Genomic DNA, 21,001 nt, shown 5'->3' with positions numbered 1-21,001 from the left:
CGGTCATTCGAGGGGGATGGCACATACGGTGGAGCCACCCGCGATGATCAGCCGACCCACACCCCGGTGGACGGTCATGGTGGGGTTGAGCGAGGCCATGGCGGTGCCGGGGCCCTGGAACGTCCAGGCCGCCTTGTGACCGCGGAGGTCGATCGCCGCCGCCCATTGGTCGGTGCCGACGTCGGGGAAGGCGTAGAGGTACCGCTTACCGAGGGCGGGCGGAGGCTGGAAGTTGAGCGCGGGGCCCGTGCCCTTCTTCTGCTCCCACAGCAGCTTTCCGCTCCTGGAGTCCACGGCGACCAGGCCGGTGCCCGTCTCCAGGCTGTAGACCACGCCTTCCCTGAGCAGGGGCGGTCCGTATCGCGCGGAGTCCGGCTCGTCCTTGTCGCCGGCCTTACGGCCCTCACCAAATCGCCAGGCGACCTCGCCGTCGGAGAGCCGCACGGCGAAGAGGTCTTTCCCGCCGGTGTAGAGAAGTCCGCCCGAGAAGGTGTGGCGCTGCGTCCCCGGAAGGATGCGGTAGCTCTCCTTGGCCAGCATCTTCGACCAGCGGCGCCTGCCGTCGGCGGCGCCGACCACGGTGACCCGCTCGCGGAAGGAGAGCACGAGCGAGGAGCCCGCGGGGGTCGCGAGGGGATCCTGGAACTCGGGGGTGTCGCTGACCCGGCGCCACTGCTCCTCCCCCGTGCGCGCGTCGATGGCCACACGCACAAGGCCCTTACGGCCCGTCCCTTCCAGGAAGACCGCGTCCGAGGTGGCGGCGAGCAGCCGTACGTCGTCCACTTCCAGGTCCTTGACCGTGGCGAGCGGCGTCCGGAAGTTGCCCGTCCCAGGATCCACCGGGGCGATGCGGACATGATCGGCGCTGGAGTCACAGGCGAGCAGCCGCCGGCCGTCGGAGACGGCGTGCTGTGCCTTCGTCACCAGGTCGTTGGCGCCGCGCCTGGCTCCGGTTTCGGGGTCGATCCAGTACAGCCCGGTGTCGGCGATGACCGCGGTGTGGTCCCCGGCGAGGAGGACGGCGCATTCGGCCATGGATGTGGTGGAGGGCGGGGTGAACTTCCAGGACATGCGCGGCGGGGTGCCGGGCGGGCGTGTGGGGGACGCGGGCGCCTGGGCGGCGGTACCGCTCGCACCGTCGTCGGGGCGGAGCCAGGCCCACGTGGCGGCAGCAGCGACGGCCGCGACGGCTCCGCCCCCTCCGATCGTGACGGCCTTACGGCGGGAGATCCCGGACGGTCCACGCGGCCGGTCCACACCGGCCGTGGTCTCCTCGTCCACGGGCGCGGGCGTCCTGGACGGCTGGATCTCCCATACGGCCGTCCCCAGCCTGGCTATCTCCGCCAGGACGGGGTCCGGCAGATGATCGGCGAAGTGGCCTCCCCCGACGTGCAGCAGCGGCCCGAGCTCGGCCGTGCCGGGCCGCTGCCGGGGGTCCTTGGCGAAGCACGGCTCCAGTACGGTGCGCAATCCCCCCGGCAGCCCGGACAGGTCGGGGTCGGTGTACCGCACCCGGTAGAACAGATCGGCGGGCTGTCCGCCGCCGAAGGGCGGGCGGCCGGTGGCCGCGAAGACGAGCACTCCGGCGAGGGCGAACACATCACCCGCGGCGGTGTGTTCACCACCGGAGACCTGTTCCGGCGACATATAGGCGGGCGTTCCGGCCGCCGCGCCCGTACGGGTCAGCCGGTCGTCGCCCACCGCGCGGGCGATGCCGAAGTCGATGACCTTGGGGCCTAGTGCGGTCAGCAGGATGTTGGAGGGCTTGAGGTCGCGGTGGACCACATCGGACCGGTGCAGTTGCGCGAGCGCGTCACACAGGGCGGCTCCCAGCGCCCGTACGGCTCGTTCGGGCAGGGCGCCACAGAGCGCGACCGCGTCGTCCAGCGGCGGGCCGAGGACGTATTCGGTGGCGAGCCAGGGGGTCGGGGCGAGCGTGTCCGCGTCGATGACCTGCGCTCCGTGCTGTCCACCGATGACCCGCGCGGCGTCGGTCTCCAGCCGGAAGCGGGTACGGAACTCCGCTTCCGCCGCGAACCGCGCGTGCAGTGTCTTCAGCGCGACCGTACGGCCACCGGATGAGCGTCCCAGGTAAACCGTGCCCATGCCGCCACTGCCGAGCCGGGCGACGAGGGTGTACGGGCCGAGGCGCTGGGGGTCGTCATGGGTGAGGGGATGGGCCATCGGTTTCAGTCCACCGGCAGTGCGTAGAAGGCTTGGTCGTTCCTGACGAGGGCCACACCGGGCGCGGTGAGGACGGAACCGCTGAGGGCCCCGGCCGACGCCCCCTCGGCCGCTGGGGCGAAGCGCCAGCGCAGTGAGCCGTCCGCCGCGTCCAGCGCCTCCACCTCCGAGGCGTTGACCTGGAAAAGGGTCCGGCCGGAGTGGCTCAGCGCTGTTTCGCTCTCCGACATGGGGGAGGCCGCGTCGACGGCCGCCCGGCGGCGCCAGAGCAGCCTGCCGTGGGTCACGTCGACGGCGTAGGTGACGGCGCCGCCGTCGGTCACGTAGAGCGTCCGGCCGTGCAGCGCGCCATCGGCGTACATGAAGTCCTCGCAGCTGAAGCGCCATCGCCTGGTGCCCGTGGATATCTCGTGGGCGGAAATGACGTCCGAGGTGAAGGTGATCAGGAGGTCCCCTGAGACGATCTCCGTCGGATCGTCCGCGACGGTGAGGACGCTTTTGTAGGTCCGCGTCCACAGCTTGGCACCGTCGCGCCGGCCGAGGGCCAGATAGGTCCACGGGGTGTTGGGCGCGGACTCGCTGCGGTTCGACAGCAGGAGGGAGTCCTCGCGGAGCACCGCGGAGTGTTCCTCGGAGCCACCGAATCCGCCGGGGACCGGGGTGCGCCACCGCTCCTTGCGGGTCTCGAGGTCATAGGCGACGACGGTGGCGGTCTTCTCCTCGTCCTGGGCCAGGAACCAGAGGGTCCTTCCGTCGGCCGCCAGCGGATAGCGGAAGCGCTGCCGCTTCTCGCCGTCGTAGGCCCGCTCCACCCACTTGACCTGCCCGGTGCGCGCCGACAGGGCGATGAGCTCCCTGATTCCCGGCTTCAGCACAAGGTCACCGCCGAGCGGACTGAGGTCGCCGACACCCCACACGTTGTCACGGGTCCACATCTTCTTCCCGTCGCGGACCCTCACCGCCGTGACCTCGCCCGCACCCGGCAGAAGAAGGTGGCTGTTCCTCCAGAGCAGTGGCGGGCCGTCGATCTCGGTCTCGATGCGGCGGCGCCACAGCGGAGCGGGGGCGACCCCGCGCAGGGCGAGGGGCTCGGGTGGGGCGGGCGGATCGTCCGTCACGGCCCGCCACAGGGCCGTTCCGCCGATCCCCAGGCCCAGTCCCGCGGCGCCGGTGAGGACGGTGACGGCCACGGAGCGCCGGGACGGCCGTAGACCCGCGGCAGGCGGGTGGCCGGCGGGCTCCGTGAGCTCCGGTGGCGGGATGGCGGCGGGGTGGTGTGCGGCCTGCTCGGCGAGGGCCGCCTCGACGGCGTCGGGCACGCGGCCCGGCGCGGCGGGCTCCGGAGTCGAGCGGAACTCCCGGGCGAGCGTGCCGGGTTGGGGGCGATGTGCCGGGTCCGGGGAGAGACAGGCGGCGATGGGCTCGCGCAGCCCCGGCGGCAAGGCGTCGGGCCCGGTGTCCTTACCGCCGGTCGCGGCGTAGGCCAGCACGGCGCCCAGGGCATAGACGTCACCGTAAGGGCGCGGCGGTTCACCGGCCCGCTGCTCGGGCGGCAGCGCGGCCCGGCTGCCGTGGACCGTGGCCGGGTGGCTGGGGTGCGAGGTCGCGGAGGGGCCTCCCTGGGGTGCGGCGGGGCGGATGCCGACGGCTGCCCGGGCGAGCCCGTAGCCGGTCAGCCGGGGGCCGTCCCGCGTCAGGAGCACCGCCTGGGGCGATATCCCGGCGTGAACGAGGCCGTTGGCATGCGCGACCGCGAGGGTTTCCGCGAGAGCCGCGCCCCATGCGCGCACGGTGTCCTCGGGGAGCGGCCCGCCGTGCGCGGCCAGCGCCGCGGGCAGCGTCATGGCGGGGAAGCAGTCGTGGGCGACCCAGGGAAGCTCCGCGTCGGGCGGGGCGACGTCGACGACCGGAGCCGCCCAAGGGCCACGCAGCCGACGGGAGTTCTCGGCCTCGGCCCGGAACCGCACCCGGTATCCGGCGTCATCGGCCCACGCCGCCGGCGGCAGCGTCAGGACGACGGTACGGCCCGTTCGAGCGTCGCGGGCGAGGCAGCGGCGTGCGTCATCGGCGTGCTCGGGCACATCCAGGGTGGCGAGGATTCGATACGGGCCGATCCGCTGTCCCCCGTCGTGGTCGGTGCGCTGTGGAGCGTCGTGATCGGTCCGTCCCGTCCGACGGTCAAGAATCGGCGGTTCCATGCGTCCTTCCTAATCGAGCGGCAGCGCGTAGACGCTTCCGCTCCCGGCGATGACCACCCTGTTATCCGTCAACGCGACCTTACGGCGGGCCGATTCGGAGCGCGGGCCCGGATCGGCACCGGCATCGGTGAAGCGCCACAGCAAGGAGCCGTCCTCGGCGTCGAACGCGTCCACCTCGGCGTCACCGGCCATCAACACCCTGCGCCCGGCCGGGCTGACCAGGGTGTCGGGCGTGCGCGGCGCCGCGAGCGCCTTCATCACAAAGCCATAGACGCGCTGCCACCGGATCTCGCCGGTAGCCGCCTCGATCGCGTGGAGGGCGAAACCACCGTCGGCGACATAGGCGGTCTTCCCATGGACGAGCGGAAGTCCGAAGTCGGCGGGACGGCCCTCGGGTCCCTTCCCCTTGGAGCCGACGGACCACAGGAACGCCGCGTCCTGGGCCGCGTCGAAGCCCCGGAGGGTGGTTCCGAGGGCCGCGATGAGCGTGCGCCGGGCGTCGGTGGTGACGAACCCCTTCGTGGTCATGCCCGGATAGGCCCGCCGCCACAGCTCCTTCCCACGGTCGCGGCTGAGCGCGACGGCCTTCTTGGCACCCGCCCCCTCCCGGTCACCGCCGGCCATCACCACCAGCGCGTCCTTCAGCAGATGCCCCTCGTTCAAACCCGACGCGAGGGGTTCGCGCCACAACTCCGAGCGCTCATGGACGTCATAAGCGACCACGACACGGCCTCCGTCTCCGCGCTCGTCCCTTACGGCCGCCATGAACCAGACCGTGCTCCCGGCCACTGCGAGCAGCCCCGAGAAGGAGCTCCGCGCACCCTGCCGGAAGTCGCTCGAGCGCCAGCGGACCCGACCGGTCCGCGGCTCCAGCCCCACCAGCCCGTCCCCCGGGACGACCAGCGCGTCCCCGTCGGTCACCCAGGGCTGCCCCGCCGGGCGCAGTCCGTCCCGCGTCCACAGCCGCTTGCCCGTACGGAGGTCGATCCCGACGACCACCCGTTTCCCCGTGAGGACGGCGACCGCGTCGCGCCAGATGAGCGGGGCGTACGTCGATGCCACCCCTTTGACGTCGTAGCGCCACAGGGGCGTAGGCGGCGCACCCGCAAGCCGGCGGCTGGGGCGGTGAGCGGCGAGTCGCTGGGCGGGCGTGAGCGGTGCGGGCGCGCCCGGGGCCGTCGCCAGCCATGTGGCACCGCCGCCGACGGCGACTCCGGCGGTACCGCCGGCGACGCCCAGCAGGAGGCGGCGCCGGGAAGGGCTGAGGGATGGGGCGAAGGTCTTACCGGACGAGGCGCCCCTGGTCCCGTCCGCGGCCCCGGCCCCATGCGCCGACCCGGCCTCATGCGCCGGCCCGGCCTCGGGCACAGCCGAAGGCGTGGCTCCGCGCTCCGGCGACGCCCGGTCCACGGAGGTGCCCGGCCCCACTGGCACGTCCGCCGTCGCCGGGGACGGCGCCTCCACCACCTCGATCTCCGCCGCCAGCACCGCCGAGGACAGCTCGGACAGCGCCGCGATCACCCGCCCCGGCAACCACCCCGGCCCCAGCGCACCCACGGCCCGGCTGATGCCACCGGAGCCGTCCAGGGCGGTCGATCCCGGGCCCGCTCCCCACGCCGCGCCACCCTTCGAGCCCGCGGATCCCGGGCCCGCTCCCCACGCCGCGCCACCCTTCGAGCCCGCGGATCCCGCGTCGACAACCGTCGGCGGGGCACCCGCGGGCGCCCTCACCGCACTTGAGGGAAGGGGGCCGCCGAGGGGAACGCTTACGCCAGGCATCAGCTCGTCCAGCAGCGCCCGCGCCGTCGGCCGGTCGGCCGGATCCTGGGCCCGACACCGGACCACGGCGCCCCGCAACTCCTCCGGCAGATCCTCGGCGTCCGGCCGCCGACGCCCGGTCGCCGCGTACGCCAGCACCGCGCCCAGCGCGAAGACGTCGCCCAGCGGCCGCGGCCGCCCGCCCGCGGCCTGTTCCGGCGGCAGGGCGTCGTCCTCCAGCCCCGGAAGCCCCACCCGCGCCGCACCGTCCGGAGCGGCGGCCCGCACCGCGCCGTAGCCCACCAGCCGCGGGCCGTCGCCCGCCAGGAAGACCGTGCCCGGTGCGACACCGGCGTGGGCGAAGCCCGCGGTGTGCACCTCAGCGAGCGTCTCGGCCAGCGCCGCTCCCAACGCCCTTACGGTGCGCACGGGAAGCGGCCCCCCGTTCGTCTCCAGCACGGCGGGCAGCGACAGCATCGGCAGGAACGGCGTGACGCTCCAGGGCCGGCCGGTGCCCCCGCCCGAGACCTCGACAACGGGAGCGAGCCACAGCGGGGGCCGTCCGCCGCCCAGAAGCCGCGCGTTCTCCGCCTCCACGCGGAAGCGCTCCCGGTATCCGACGTCGTCCATGAGCTCCTGCGACGGCGCGGCGACGACGACCGTACGATCCCCCGCCGCACCGCGCGCGATGAAGTGGCTCTCCATAGCGGGAACTTCACCCGCGTCCGGCGCCAGCCGCGCGATGACGTGATACGGGCCGAGCCGCCGCGGATCGCCCTGACTCAGCGGCTCCACGAACGCCCCCCGTGACCACGGGGACGATCCAGGCTGCCGGGACGGCGTACCGCCTCGGCCATGGCTCCGCTTCTCCGCGTGCTGTAGTCCGCACTCATGCGGAAGGCCCCCCGTCTTCGATCCGTCCCGTCGCCCCGCCCGCGTTACGCCCGCGGCGCCACCCTACCGGGCCCCTTGTCACCGTGTTCGATTGCCGCGTCACGCGCTGTGGACAACACTGTGAGACGTGGCGGGAGCCGAGCACAGTGGCCCGCCCTCGCCTTCCGTCCAAAGGCCGGGCGGGATGTCATCCGCGGTATCCGAAGGGGTTCTCCACCAGTGGCCGACGCCAAAGAGAAGGAAGAGCTGTACGCCCTCGACATTTCCGGTGTCGAGTGGCTCAGCGCACCTGGCAGCACCTCCGAAGACCGGGTGGAGATCGCCTATCTGCCGAACGGGGCAGTGGCCATGCGGAATTCCACCGACCCCGAGACCGTGCTGCGCTACACGGAGGCCGAGTGGCGTGCCTTCGTGCTGGGCGCGCGGGACGGCGAATTCGACTTGAGCTGAGGGAGCACGAGGGGCCGACGAGCGTGAATGAGAGGGCGGCCGCCGGTCGGTGGCCGCCCTCTCCGGCAGTGGTCGGCGCTCGGTCCGCCTTCAGGAGCCGAAGGCCATGATGAGCTTCTCGCCGGTGCCCTCGGTTCCCGTTATGCGGTTCGAGGCGATGTAGAAAATGCCGTTCCGGTAGTCATGAGTGGCGGAGTAGAAGCCGTTCTCCGCCTCGCGGGTGGCCTGGGGCAACGTCAGCACGGATTTCGGCTTGCCGCCGTCCGGGCCGATGCTGACGACCAGACCGGCCTTGTCGTATGAGGGCTCCTCATAGGCGATCAGATTCCTGCCGTCCATGCTCAACGGAAGCAGCATCCGACCGGCCACCTTGGCCGCCCACTTCCTCTTCCCGCTGTCCAGGTCGAAGGCGTGGATCTCACTCGTCGAACCCCCGGCACTGTCCTGGGTCATCTCGGTCGGCAGATAGAAAGTGTCCCTGGAGGCGGCGACGCCCTGACAGCTGCCCAAATTGGTGCCGAAGAGGTCCGTTCCGCACAGCGGCTGGTAGGACTGCTTCCCCACGGCCAGGGCCGACCGCTCCTTACCGCTGTCCGATATGGCCAGGATGCCGCCAGCCTTGCGGTCCTGGTCGCTCAGAGCGATCACAACGGGGCTGGTGGAGAAGATCTTGTCGACCTTGTAGCCCTTACGGACGACATAGGTCCATGCGATCGCGCCGTTCGACGCCATCCTTTGCAGCTTGGCGGTGCCATTGGTGCAGGAGTAGGCGCGCAGCAACGTCTTCCCTCCCGCGTAACCGTCGACAGAGCAACCCGGGCTCGGCTTTTCGACGGTGACCTCCTTACCGTCGCGCACTTTGATGACGGCCGAACCGCCGAACCAGGACATGCCGACGAGATCGCCGCTCTGGGCCATGCCCATATTGGTGTGGCCACCGCCGAAGGAGCCCGCCTCGGGGGCGTCGTGGTCCCAGACCTTGGCTCCCTTGTCCAGGTCGATCAGGGCGAGTTGGCTGCACGAGTCCTTTCCATGCCCCTGGTAGGCGACCACGACCTCGCCGTGGGTCGTGGAGTTGGGCGCGGCGCAGACGGCCTTGGGCAGGGAAAGCGTCCACTTCTTCGTGCCGTCGTCCTTGTACGCGACGATCTTGTCCTCGACCGCCTTGACCACATATCCCTTCATCACCCAGAAGCCGGGCACATCGAGGCCCTTCTTGGAGACCTCGGGCGCGGGCGTTTGGTAGAGGACCTTCGCCTCGCCGGCCCGGCGCACGTCGTTGGGGTCGCTCTCGCTTTCGCCACCGTCACGGCCGCCGGCGCTCTCACCGTTTCCGGTCGGCTCGGGGGTGGGGTCCTGCCGGTCCTGACCAGCGGGGGTGGTCGTCGAGGCAGCGGTGGGCTTCTTGTCGTCGTCACCACCACTCACCGCCGCGTACACCCCGCCGCCCGCCGCGAGCAGCACCGCCACGGCCGCACCGATGACCACGGCCTTGCGTCTTGTGTTCCGGCCGCCGCCTCCGCCACCGGAGGGATGCGCACCGTAGGGCTGACCGGGCGGTGGGGTGTACATACCGCCGTACCCGGGCCCTCCCTGCGCGGCGATGTACGGGTTCTGCGCATACGGGTTCTGTGCGTACGAGTTGTCCTGTGCGTACGAGTTGTTCTGTGCATACGGGTTGGCGGGGTCGGCCCGGGGAGGGGCCGGGAGTCCGGGATCTGCGGGAGGGCCCGACGGCAGCACGCCCGTGTCCCATATCTGGGGCGGAGTATGACCCGTCGGGGGACCCACCGGAGGCGCCGGAGGGACGGCCGGCGGCGCGGGCGGACGAGGCGGGACCGGACGCCGCGGCGTTGTGCCGTGGCCGTCCTCGGACGGCTCGCCGCCCTGACGGGGATCCTGTGGCGCGCCGAAACCGCCGGACGGTGGCTGGTCGGGGGGCTGGGGCGGCTGCGACATCAGCGCTTACCTCTTCGGCGAGTCCACTGGAAGATCCCGCTCTGCGACGACATTTCGGGAGCGGGAAATCTTTGTATCACCGGACGCTCGGTTCTCGGCCCCCAGTTTCATGGATGGACGGCGCGGGAGCCACCCCGCACGGCGCGCGAGGATCTCCTCCCTCTCCAAGCCGTGGAGATTTCCTGTTCATACGTACGACACGCCGGGGTGCCACCGCATGGTGACACCGCGTGTCGGTAGGCTCACCGGGTTCGGGGAATCGCGTCGCCGGAGTGCCGGTGCGACGCCACCACGGATCTCGCTCCTTGCACGGGAGACCACAGAAGGGGGATTGACCACCCGGTGAGCCAGATTCTCGTCAAGCGTCCGACCCGGGCGCTGCCGCCGACCGTGCCCACGGACGAAGTCGAGCTCAGCTCTCCCCCCGAACTGCCACGCGGCGACCAGCAAGGACTGCTGACGCAGTTGGTGCCCGTGCTCGGCATGGGCGGATCGATGGTCTACTTCTTCAACTCGGGCGCGGGGCCGTTCATGCGCGTCATGGGCTGGCTGATGCTGGCATCCGCCCTGGCGACGGTCGCCGCCCAGATCGTGCGTTTCCGGCGCGGGACGGAGGGCCGGGCGGCGGGGGTACGCCGCGACTACCTGAGGTACCTCGCGCAGATGCGCCGCGGTGTCCGCCGTACGGCCCGCGCACAACTCGAGGTGCTGCTCTATCTGCACCCCGCGCCCGACCAGCTCTGGGCGGTGGCCGCGGAGGGCAGCCGGGTGTGGGAACGCAGGGTCGGCGACGAGGACTTCGGACAGGCCCGTATCGGCGTCGGCCCCCAGCAGCTGTCGACCCCTCTGGTGGCCCCGACCACGGCGCTGATCGAGGATCTGGAGCCGCTCACGACGGGCGCGATGCAGCGGTTCCTGATGCTGTACGGCGCGGTGGACGGGCTACCGGTCGCGGTGTCGTTGCGCCGTTTCTACCACTTCACGGTGTCCGGGGACCCGGCTACGGCCCAGGGCACCGCACGCGCGCTGGTGTGCCAGCTGGTCACCCTTCACTCGCCGGAGGACCTGGCGGTGGCGGTCCTGGCCGACGGGCGGGAGGCGGTCGCACGCTGGGAATGGACCAAGTGGCTGCCGCACTCCCAGATCCCCGGAACGCTGGACGGGGCGGGTACCCGGCGGCTGTTCTGCCGGGACGCACTCGAGCTGGAGGAGCTTCTGGCGACGTACGGTTCGGGCGGCCAGGGCGGCCCGCTCTCCGAGCGCCCCCGGTTCGCCCCGGACGGGCCGCCCGTCCTGGACGAGCCTCACCTCCTCATCGTGCTGGACGGCGGCACCGTCCCGCCGGACTCCCTGCTGGCGAGTGCGGACGGCATCCAGGGCGTCACCGTCGCCGAAGTGGTGCCGGGGGAACTGGACGAGCCGCGCGGCAGCCTGTCACTCGACGTGCGCCCCGGAAAGCTGTTCCTGGAGTCAGCCGCGGGCCTGGTCTACGAAGGCGAGCCGGACGTACTCCCGCTGGAGGCGGCCGAGGCCCTGGCCCGCCAGCTCGCGCCACTGCGCGTCGGCGCCGGGGGCAACGACGAGCCGCTCCTGGACGAGCTCGACTTCACCGATCTGCTGGACCTCGGCGACGCGTCCTCCGTGGACGTGGCCCGGACCTGGCGGCCCCGGACGTCGAGCGAACGCCTGCGGGTCCCCATCGGGGTCGGCGAGGACGGCGAACCGGTGATGCTGGACCTGAAGGAGGCGGCGCAGGGCGGCATGGGCCCGCACGGCCTGTGCGTGGGCGCGACCGGCTCAGGAAAGTCCGAGCTGCTGCGCACGCTGGTCCTGGCGCTGGCCGTAACCCACTCCTCCGCCCATCTCAACTTCGTCCTGGCGGACTTCAAGGGCGGTGCGACTTTCACCGGCATGGCCGACCTGCCGCATGTCTCGGCGGTCATCACCAACCTCGCGGACGACCTGACGCTTGTGGACCGTATGGAGGCCTCGGTCCGCGGCGAACTACAGCGTCGCCAGGAGCTGCTGCGTGCCTCGGGCAACTACGCCAATGTCCACGACTACGAACGGGCTCGGGTCGCGGGGGCGCCACTGGAGCCTGTCCCCTCGCTCGTCCTGATCATCGATGAGTTCAGTGAACTGCTCAGCGCCAAACCGGACTTCATCGAGATGTTCATCCAGATCGGCCGCATCGGCCGGTCGCTCGGCGTCCATCTGCTGCTGGCCACCCAGCGGCTGGAGGAGGGGCGGCTGCGCGGTCTGGACACCTACCTGTCGTACCGACTCGGCCTGCGTACCTTCTCCGCCACGGAGTCCCGGGCCGTGTTGGGCGTGCCGGACGCCCACCATCTGCCGTCGCTGCCCGGTTCCGGCTATCTGAAGTTCGGTACGGACGAGATGGTGCGCTTCAAGGCCGCCTACGTCTCGGGCCCGTACCGCACCACCGAGGCGCTGGCGGACGACGGGTCGGGCGGCTCACGGCGAATGGACCGGCGGCCGACCCTGTTCACGGCCGCCCCGGTGCCGGTCTCCTATGCCGCGCCCGCACCCGCGCCCGCCGCCACCACGGCTCACCCGAGCGACGCGCTGCCGGACACGGTCCTGGACGTCATCGTCCGGCGTCTGGAGGATCAGGGACCGGCCGCGCACGAGGTGTGGCCCCCGCCCCTGGACAGCTCCCCCGCACTCGACGAACTGCTGCCCCCGCTGGCCGTCTCCCCCGCGCGTGGTCTGCATCCTCCGGACTATGCGGGGGCGGGCGGGCTGGTCGTCCCGGTCGGGCTGGTCGACAAGCCCTTCGAGCAGCGGCGCGAAATCCTCTACCGCGACTTCTCGGACGCCGCGGGCCATCTGCTGGTGGTGGGAGGCCCGCAGTCCGGCAAATCCACCCTGCTGCGTACGCTCATCGCGTCCTTCGCCCTGACCCACACCCCGTACGAGGTGCAGTTCTACTGCCTGGACTTCGGCGGCGGCGGCCTGAGCGGGATCTCGGAACTGCCGCATGTCGGCGGAGTGGCATCACGTCTCGATCCGGATCGCGTGCGCCGTACGGTCGCCGAGGCCACCGGAGTGCTGAGCCGCCGCGAAGAGTTCTTCCGCACGCACGGCATCGACTCCATCGCCGGCTACCGCAAGCGGCGGGCAGCTGGTGAGCTCCCTGACGAGGTCTGGGGGGACGTCTTCTTGGTCATTGACGGCTGGGGCACCTTCAAGCAGGAGTACGAGCAGTTCGAGGGCGTCGTCATGGACCTCGCCACGCGGGGACTGGGTTACGGCGTCCATGTGGTCTTGTCGGCCACCCGGTACATGGAGGTACGGGCCGCGCTGAAGGATCAGTTCATGAACCGTCTGGAGCTTCGTCTCGGCGATCCGCTGGACTCGGACTTCGACCGTAAGGTGGCGGCCAACGTCCCGGTCGGCGCACCGGGCCGCGGCCAGATCCCCGAACGGCTGCACTTCTTGGCCGCGCGACCGTGGATCGGAGCCGCTATGCCGCCGGAGGCGGAGGGACGGACGGCCGACCCGACGATGACAGGGTCCGCCACGACCGGCACGACCGAATCGCCGGTGTCGGGACTGGCACCGACGGGCCCGACGCCGACGGGACCGGCGCTGACCGGACTGGCACCGACCAACCCGACGCCGACGGGACCGGTGCCGACCGGCCCGGCACCAACCAACCCGGCATCGGCCGGGACCTCTGAATCGACAGCGGCCCTGGTTCGCGCCGTCAACACCCACTGGACCCGCCCACGGGCCCCCGAGGTCCGCGTCCTCCCCCGCGAACTCCCCTCCGACCGCCTCCCCAAGAGCTTTGAGAATCCGCACCTCGGTCTGCCCATCGGCATCGACGAGGACCGAATGGAACCGGTCTTCATCGACTTCGATTCCGATCCGTTCTTCGTCGTCTTCGGCGAGAGCGAATCGGGCAAAACCTCTCTGCTACGCCTGCTTGCCCAGCAGATCAGCCAGCGCTACGCCCCCGACGAGGCGCGAATCATCGTCGGCGACTACCGCCGTACGCTCCTTGAGGCCGTACCGGACTCCCACCTCCTGGAGTACGCTCCTGCCGCCCCAGCGCTCGAAATGCACATGGACGCCCTGAGCACCCTCATGGAACACCGAGCCCCCGGCTCGGACGTCACTCCGCGGCAACTTCGCGAGCGCAGCTGGTGGAGCGGTCCGCAGTTCTTCGTCATCATCGACGACTACGAGCTGGTCGCCACGAGCGCCGGCAACCCTCTCGACTTCCTGACAAGAGGGCTGCCCTACGCCCGCGACGTCGGTGTCCGCCTCATCATCGCTCGCAACACGGCAGGCGCCTCACGCTCCTCGTACGAGCCCTTCATGCAGCGCATCAAGGAACTCGGCGCCCAGGGCGTCATCCTCTCGGGCGACCCAGCCGAGGGCGACCTCCTCGGCAACACCCGCCCCCGCCGCCTCCCCCAGGGGCGCGGCACCCTGATCACCCGCAAGGGTGGCACCCGGCTGGTTCAGCTGGGCTGGCTGCCAGATGAGTTAGGCAGCGACTAACCCGTCGCGGCCGTGCGCCGCGCTCCACGACGCGATATGTTTCACAAGTATTGACCTTTCATAAACGAAGTTGACGTGGTGCCAGGGGGGGATCGTGTCGTTCGACGAGCAATGGGCAAGTTTCCGCACACAAGCGGCGAAGCGCCAGGCGACCCGCATGCAGATCAACGCATTTCATGACGGCGGCGCCGCGGCGCCGAAGGAGAAGCTCAAGGTCACGCCAAAGGTTCTCCGCGAAATGGCCGACAAGGCCGACGACACGCGCCGGAACTTCGCGGAAGCCGACAACCAGGCCATGAAGGAGACCGGCCAGGTCAAGGACAGCCTCAAAGGGTTCGACTGTGCTGTCGCCTTCGACACGTTCGAGGAGCGGTGGCGGGACCAGATGCGCTACGTACATGGGCTACTCGAACACGGCGTCGCGGGCGCCCTGCGGAACGCCGCCGCGGAATTCCAGATCGGCAACAAGGGCACCGTCGATAAGTTCAGGGACGTTGATGGGAACAAACGCGTGGCCAGGTAGCAGGAACCTGAGGCGACACATCCCATCCACCAGAATAGCCATGGAGTGCGATAAGGACGATGGTCTCCTATTACGATCTCCTCAAGGTGAACCTGCAACCGCTCTCCGACGCCATCGACAAGTGGCGCAACCTTCCAGACCACTTCACGCAGGTCAGCACAAACTTCACCAAGCAGGTCACGTCCCCCATCACCAACTCGGACTGGGAGGGCAAGGCAGCTGAGGCGGCCGCCGACAAGATCAAGGCAGTCGCGAAGCAAATGGAGCAGGCCGCCCTTGAGGCCAAGGACATGCACGGCCTTCTCAGCGACGCCCACACCAAGTTCAAGGATGCCAAGAAGAAGCTCAAGGGCTACAAGGACGATATCGAAGCGGACAAGAATCTGGCCATCGACGAGCAGGGCCGTGTGTCGTACAAACCAACGAACCTTGACGACATTTCAGAGCAGGCCGAAACCCTGCAAGCCAAGCGATACTCCGAAACGGTGTCCAGCTACAACGACCGAATCCTGCAAGTGCTCTCGGACGCCACCGCGGCAGACGAGATCCTGCATTGGGCCCTCGCTCAAGACTTCAACGGCCGAGGCAAAGGGTTCACGGGCGACAGCTTTAACAGCATCAAGGGTGCAGAAAAGGGACGCGAACAGGCTTACAAAGACCTCAAGACGGTAACCGAACTGGCAAAGTTGAAGGGCGAACTCTCCACGGCCGACCTCCAGAAGGTCAACTCGATCCTCTCGAAACACGAGGGAGACCCACTCTTCTCGGAGAAGTTCGCCGTCCAACTCGGCGCGAAGGGCACACTGCAGTTCTGGGAACACGCCGCCGACACGACCCAGACGGGCGGCGAGCGGACGAAGACACTCGAAAAGCTACAGAAGTCCCTGGGGTTCACCCTGGCCACAGCTTCCCACTCTGACAGCAAGGCCATCGAGCAATGGAAGCGGGACGTCATCAGTCTCGGCCCCCAACGGTTGGACGACACCCATTCCGGCGGCCCGATTGCTAAAGGCCCTTACGGCTTCCAGGCCATGAGCAGCCTGCTGCGGTACGGGGAGTATGACAAGGATTTCCTGTACGACTACGGCAAGGGCTACAAAGATCCGAACAGCCACGACAAGGACGGGCGCACCGGAGGCTTGATCGAGTTCGATCGCAAGCACAAGGACGATCTCAAGGGTCTGTGGAGCCCCAACGGATATACGCCGTACCTCAGTTTCGGCAAGGGAAGCGACCAGGGCATGGACCCCATGGCGGGGTACATGGAGGCACTCGGACGCAATCCGGAGGCGGCCCAATCGCTGTTCTACCGGAAGGGTTATGAAGAAGACCCATTGGCTACGGCGGACCCCGACCTGAAGTATCTCCTACAGGACCGGAACTGGCCCAATGGGAATCCTCTCGCCGACAGTGATCGCGGCTACGGCTACGACGAGTTGGGCCACGCTTTGGAAGCAGCCACCTTAGGCCACCCGTATGACCAGCCTGAGTTGGGTCTGCACAGGACCCCGGCAAGCGCCAATGTGATGGCCCAGGCAGTCGTCATGGTCGCCGAAAATTCAGGGCTCGCCGAAGACAAACCAGGGCTCAGCGACAGTCTGGCCAGAATGGGTGCGGGCTATATCGACAACCTGGACTGGGCAACCGCGAACTACGGTGACAAGAATTCCGGTAGCGGGATTCGGGACGCCGCCTTCGGCGCAATCGGTGAAGGCGATATCCTCGTTACACATCAGCGAGCCAACGATTTCCTTTCAGCAGTTGGCCGAGACGATGACAGTTATAAGATCCTCTCAGTCGCGCAACAAGAGTTCACAACCAGCGCTGTTAAGGCCCATCCTCAGGCGGATGATTCTCTCATCGCCATCTTTGGAACCGGCGCCGAGACTCAGGGAATCCTTGATGAAGCGCGAGCCGACGCCATCACGTCAAACGCCGAAGACACCAAGGCCGAGCAGGCCAGAAAGCTATCTGAAGCGGCCGAATGGAAGAAGTACGGCGTAAGCCAGGGAATCGGCAGCGCCACAAGTCTCATCACCATGCCCCTTGAGACTGCGAGGTACGCACCATTCGTCACACCATTCATCGATGGCGCGGCCGGAGCGATGGAAACGCACACGGGCATCCAAATCGATAGGGAAATGGAGCGCCGCCAAGAAGAAATTGACACCAAGATCGACAGAGATGCGAGCGACCTCAAGAAGGAGTTCATCGAGAAGAGTCAACGCCGATCAGCAGTCGCATTCGATTCATATGTCACAGTCCATCCAGAAATTGATAACTCGTCATGGTACGCCAGAGCCGACGAAGCCCTAAAGAACGGTTACGACCGCGGCGTGGGCAACAGCAGGCTCACCGATAGCGGAAAATAACAGGAGCCGAAGGTGACTATGCGCATCCCCCTTCTGGGTGGAGTGCCCTCCGGGGTCGTTACATCGCTCGCTTGTCTACTTGCTTTTACGGTCACTGCTTGCGGTGGGAGTGATAGCGATTCAAAACGAGGGGCCGAAGAACAATCCAAGAATCCCTATCTCACTCAGCTCAGCGAGAAGACCTGTCTGGGCATATTCGACAAGGAAACCGTAATTGAAGCAAAGCGGCATCACGGCTTGAAGAAGGTGGTTGTACCCCGAGACGGTGAGGACTTCGCCATCAAAATCAGCTTGGGGATGAACAAAGAGATGACCAGCTTCAAGCCAGAAGCAGGTTCGCCGTGCGGCATCCTTGATGATTCAGGCAGAAAAAAATTGTTCAGAATTACGGTGAACTGGGGACCCAAGCCCTTCCCGACGACGGACAGGAAGAGCGGCAAGTCGACGTCCTACAGTGTGCGCAAAACCAGCGATAAAAAGCGTGCCGAACTATTGGTGGACTGCCAACGTCCCGACCTGGCCGAGAACTCCAAGGACAAGAAGATGCTCGCATTCCAGGTCACGCTCTTCGATAATGTAGGCCTCTCCGATCGTTCCGACATCAGCATCCTGACTAAATCCGCACAGAGGTTTACTGACCTGGAGGGCCGCCTGTCATGCAAGAACAAGGTCACCTACCCGGCTCCGGATAAGGTCACTCTCGATACTCACTAAGATCGCACATGGCATGCGTCGCCCTCGCTTTCGGGGCTGCTCCAGGTTTCGAATGCCACACCACAGACTCCAGCCGGCGCCGTAGCTACACCCGCCTGCGATTGCGGGCGAGTGCATAGCCCCCACCGCCGAGGACCAGAGCTACGGCCACACCGGCTCCAACGTAGACGAGCGTGTTGCCACTACCGCCATCGCCACCTGTTGCGGAGGCGGCAGGGGCCTTGTCCTTGGCGTGTGCAGCGCCCGAGGGGGCGTCGGTCTTCGATGAGGGGGACGGAGATGTGGAGGAGCTCTGCCCTGGGTGGTAGTTCGGGAACAGCGGATTGACGTCCGCTGCGCCCGGGTCTCCCTTGCCGTCGAGCAGGACCTGGCCGGGGCGGATGATGCCGTAGCCGATGTACTCGCTGGGGACCCCGCCCTTGGGCTTGCTCGCCGTTTGCATCATTACGCGCAAGACCTGGTTCGCGGTCCATTTGGGGTGAGCGGACCAGATGAGGGCGGCTGACGCCGAGGCAATGGCGGTGGCATGACTGGTACCCGACTCCTCGCACCAACCTCCCCCATCCTTGCAGTGCCCAGGAATACCTTCACCTGGGGCTGCGAGGGCCACTTGCGGGCCATGAGTCGAAAAAGTAGAAACAGTGCCGCTCTGATCGACAGAAGCCACCCCGACAGCCCCGGGGAGACTCGACGGATAGCCCGCAAAGTTATCGGACTCAGCATCGTTTCCGACTCCGGCAAATATCAAAGCATCGCTTTTGTTGATCTCATCCAGGCCATCCTGGAGCTTCTTTTTGTCGTCTTCGTTCAAGGGACTGAGAATGGTCTCCGAAAGATTGATTACGCGGGCCCCGCGCTTAATGGCATAGCGCATCGCCTTGAGATAAATTGACGCCAGATCGCCGAATCTAGGTCCAGAACCAGTCTTGACGGAAAGCACCTTCACACCAGGCGCTACGCCTTGAATACCGCCGGAACGCCCTGTCCCCGCAATAACAGCGGCCATGTCCGTGCCATGTCCGTTGGTATCGACGGTGGCACCTTTCGGCTTATATGAAAAGTCCTTCCCCTCTAGGACTTGACCACGCAACTCAGGGAGCGAGCTGTCGACCCCAGTGTCCAGCACGGCAACAGTGACACCTTTGCCTGTGCTGGTCCGCCACATCTGGTCGGCCCCCATTGCATCGAGGTACCACTGACGCGAACGTATATCTTGAGCGATCGCCGGGGATGTGAAACTTCCCATGCATGTGATGAGCGCCGCGAGCAGCGTCAAACCACGCACTGAGCGCCTCTTGTTTCCACTGGACAAGACTGACATCCCTGCGAAATCTCCTGAGACTTCAAGTGCCGACTATTCAATGACGGGAGGCAATGCGTCCTGGCGCCCTAGCTCCCAGGCTCCCTGATCAACGACCGCATGTCCTTGCCGACTCTCCGGCCCGGGACCGCGACGGCCGGTGCCAGAGGCCCCAGGGGCGGCAGGCTCTTGTCCTTCGGCCTGACCTGGCCGAACGAGCCCGGTACCCCCGCGGGTGAATGCGACCCCTCTTCTGGAGGACGAACGAGGATCCGCGATCGATCCTCCTGACTCGGAGGCGAATCTGCGTCCTCTGCCTGAATCTCTGGAAGGATCACTTGGCGTATTGGTGCCACCCGAAGGCGCCGCCCCTGAGACCGGCCCACGGGATCCGTTCTCCTCGCCGATGGCGACACCACGCTGACGCGCGCCGGTGACACCGGGGTTTGGTGTGCGCGGGCCACTCACCGGTCCTCCCGGCTCCGAGGCCAACCGACGCCCTGGGGCCATGCCTTCGGTCCCTGGCACACCGCTTGTCCGCGCCATGGGGTGGCCGCCCCCTCCCCCGGGGCCGCGGGACATCTGACCGCTCTCCTCTCCCACCACCATTGCGCGCGGAAGGCGAGGGGAAGAGCCGAGGCGCCGCTGCTGTCCTCCCACAACATCGTTCTCTACCGGCCCTCGCGGCGTGAGCATGCGACGCGGAGGCGCGCCTCCAGGTCCTGTGACGCGCTCGGCCGAGGGGAGGCGGGACATGCTCTTCCCCGTCACGGGTGTGGTGCGTCGAGGGGGCGCGGTGGACGGCCCAATCGGGGGTGACGGCATCACGACGGGGCCTGGTTGCCTGGGCTGGTCCGCAGGCGGCATCGAGGTACGAGGTGGCGCTTTGGCCTCTGGATCGGGGAGGGTGGCGGTCGAGTCGATGTGGGTGCTCGTCGCCTCGCGGTGGCTTGGCTCCGTCTCCCCATGCAGCGGCACCGCTGGCACGCCCTCTTGCTCCTGCGGCGTCTGGTCTACGCCTACTCCTGAGCCAGATGTCGGCTCCCCCACCGAGCCGGAGTCATATCTATCTTCACGATTTCCAACATCAACGCCCATAGGGGGCAACATTTTGAACTGCGGCTCCGGCGCCGCCGCCATCGTCTCCTGCGCCGCCCGGTAGGCCGAGGAGAGACGCTCCATCTGGTGCCGGGCTTCTTCGGTCTCGCGCTGCTCGGCCTCCTGTGCTGCCGGGTCCTCGTGGGCTGCCCTGGGGCCCGGAGCCCTGGACTCGGGCATGGCCGACTTGGTCTCGGAGAGGGCCTGGCCGGCCTGGGCCACGTGTTGGCCGACCGTGGAGGTGAACTGGCCGAAGCGCATGACTTCCAGGGCGAAGTCGTGGGCCCATTCGCGGAAGGCGGACCCGCCTTCGCCGGTCCAGTCCACGCGGGACACATGACGACGCAAGTCCGAGCCGATGTCGAGAATCTTCGGGCCCGCGTCGCCCAGGGCCGTGCCGGCAGCGGTCAGTTTGTCGGGGTCCGCGTTGGCCAGCATGGCCCGCAGGTTTTCCACCGACAGACCATCGAACTCCCCGTTCCCCATGTCTCCCCCTACTTGAAGTTCGAATCGGCGGTGCCGGACTTGCCCGTGTCGGTCTTCCGTGCCTGGTTCGCGTGGTGCCCGTCGCCCCGGTAGTCCGCGTTCTGGCCGTAGTACTTGCTCGTGCGGTCCTGGATGGCGCGGAGCCGGTCGGCCTGTTCGGCGTCGATGCTCTCGTAGCCGCGGTCCGAGATCTGGACGGCCATGCCCAGGGCTTCGAGCTGGTCGCCCAGCGTCCTGGAGAACTTCTCCAGGCGGTCGTGCAGCTTCTCGTAGGCGCCCGCGAGGTCGGCGGCGGCGGTGAATTCCGTTCCGAAGGCGGCGTGTGCGACGGTCTGGTCGCTGATCTTGCTCTTGGCTGCCGGGGACTCTTCGAGGTCGATGAGGATCTTGTCGATCCTGCTCTTGAAGCTCGCCAGTGTCTCGGCCTCCACCTTGAGGTCCGACCCGCCTCCGCGCGCCCTGCTCGCGTCGGCGTCGTTCGCCGGGACCCGGCTCCCCTCGCTCATCGGATTCCCCCTACGGCGTACATGAT

11 protein-coding genes are annotated in these 21,001 nt (G+C 68.1%); 5 read left to right on the top strand and 6 right to left on the bottom strand.

All coding sequences use genetic code 11. The features are described from left to right. Positions 1-3: 3 nt before the first annotated feature. From ACJX2R_RS36340 to ACJX2R_RS36330, 3 genes are read right to left on the bottom strand one after another with little or no spacing between them, the layout of a single operon-like run. Complete coding sequence (locus tag ACJX2R_RS36340) at positions 4-2,184, bottom strand: protein kinase domain-containing protein (RefSeq protein WP_413103542.1); 2,181 nt, start codon at positions 2,182-2,184, stop codon at positions 4-6. Positions 2,185-2,189: 5 nt separating this feature from the next. Further along, positions 2,190-4,382 carry a PQQ-binding-like beta-propeller repeat protein gene (locus ACJX2R_RS36335; protein WP_413103541.1) on the bottom strand — a complete coding sequence of 731 codons (2,193 nt, stop codon included), beginning with the start codon at positions 4,380-4,382 and terminating at the stop codon, positions 2,190-2,192. Positions 4,383-4,391: 9 nt separating this feature from the next. After that, positions 4,392-6,935: a PQQ-binding-like beta-propeller repeat protein gene (locus ACJX2R_RS36330; RefSeq protein WP_413103540.1), complete on the bottom strand. Its 2,544-nt coding sequence runs from the start codon at positions 6,933-6,935 to the stop codon at positions 4,392-4,394. A 318-nt stretch (positions 6,936-7,253) separates the two neighbouring features. Between ACJX2R_RS36330 and ACJX2R_RS36325 the strand changes: the two genes are divergently transcribed. Beyond that, complete coding sequence (locus ACJX2R_RS36325) at positions 7,254-7,484, top strand: DUF397 domain-containing protein (RefSeq protein WP_069873995.1); 231 nt, start codon at positions 7,254-7,256, stop codon at positions 7,482-7,484. A 90-nt stretch (positions 7,485-7,574) separates the two neighbouring features. Here the strand turns inward: ACJX2R_RS36325 and ACJX2R_RS36320 are convergent, their stop codons facing one another. Then, positions 7,575-9,056, bottom strand: coding sequence for a PQQ-binding-like beta-propeller repeat protein (locus tag ACJX2R_RS36320; protein WP_413103539.1), 1,482 nt, complete (start codon positions 9,054-9,056; stop codon positions 7,575-7,577). A 729-nt stretch (positions 9,057-9,785) separates the two neighbouring features. Here ACJX2R_RS36320 and eccCa point away from each other — a divergent pair. The 4 genes from eccCa to ACJX2R_RS36300 all read left to right on the top strand — a co-directional run bounded on the left by eccCa (position 9,786) and on the right by ACJX2R_RS36300 (position 17,585). Continuing rightward, positions 9,786-13,976, top strand: coding sequence for a type VII secretion protein EccCa (eccCa, locus tag ACJX2R_RS36315; protein ID WP_413103538.1), 4,191 nt, complete (start codon positions 9,786-9,788; stop codon positions 13,974-13,976). A gap of 94 nt (positions 13,977-14,070) precedes the next feature. After that, complete coding sequence (locus ACJX2R_RS36310) at positions 14,071-14,499, top strand: hypothetical protein (protein WP_413103537.1); 429 nt, start codon at positions 14,071-14,073, stop codon at positions 14,497-14,499. Positions 14,500-14,558: 59 nt separating this feature from the next. Beyond that, complete coding sequence (locus tag ACJX2R_RS36305) at positions 14,559-16,871, top strand: hypothetical protein (RefSeq protein ID WP_413103536.1); 2,313 nt, start codon at positions 14,559-14,561, stop codon at positions 16,869-16,871. 12 nt (positions 16,872-16,883) lie between these two features. Further along, positions 16,884-17,585 (top strand): hypothetical protein, encoded by a 702-nt coding sequence (locus ACJX2R_RS36300; RefSeq protein WP_413103535.1) that lies wholly within the window; start codon positions 16,884-16,886, stop codon positions 17,583-17,585. Between the two features lie 85 nt (positions 17,586-17,670). Here ACJX2R_RS36300 and ACJX2R_RS36295 read toward each other — a convergent pair whose 3' ends face one another. Both ACJX2R_RS36295 and ACJX2R_RS36290 read right to left on the bottom strand, forming a co-directional pair. Further along, the gene (locus ACJX2R_RS36295) at positions 17,671-18,870 is read right to left on the bottom strand and encodes a S8 family serine peptidase (RefSeq protein WP_413103534.1); all 1,200 of its coding nucleotides are present in this window, start codon (positions 18,868-18,870) and stop codon (positions 17,671-17,673) included. A gap of 1,607 nt (positions 18,871-20,477) precedes the next feature. Beyond that, positions 20,478-20,975, bottom strand: coding sequence for a hypothetical protein (locus ACJX2R_RS36290; RefSeq protein WP_413103533.1), 498 nt, complete (start codon positions 20,973-20,975; stop codon positions 20,478-20,480). Between the last annotated feature and the right edge of the window lie 26 nt (positions 20,976-21,001).

Source organism: Streptomyces sp. Inha503, assembly GCF_047215865.1.
GTDB lineage: Bacteria > Actinomycetota > Actinomycetes > Streptomycetales > Streptomycetaceae > Streptomyces > Streptomyces lycopersici.
This window is presented reverse-complemented; position numbering and strand designations above follow the sequence as displayed.

Coding starts and splice junctions, on each gene's coding strand:
- ACJX2R_RS36340 (WP_413103542.1), bottom strand. CDS start 2,184: ATGGCCCATCCCCTCACCCATGACGACCCCCAGCGCCTCGGCCCGTAC.
- ACJX2R_RS36335 (WP_413103541.1), bottom strand. CDS start 4,382: ATGGAACCGCCGATTCTTGACCGTCGGACGGGACGGACCGATCACGAC.
- ACJX2R_RS36320 (WP_413103539.1), bottom strand. CDS start 9,056: ATGTACACCCCACCGCCCGGTCAGCCCTACGGTGCGCATCCCTCCGGT.
- ACJX2R_RS36305 (WP_413103536.1), top strand. CDS start 14,559: ATGGTCTCCTATTACGATCTCCTCAAGGTGAACCTGCAACCGCTCTCC.
- ACJX2R_RS36290 (WP_413103533.1), bottom strand. CDS start 20,975: ATGAGCGAGGGGAGCCGGGTCCCGGCGAACGACGCCGACGCGAGCAGG.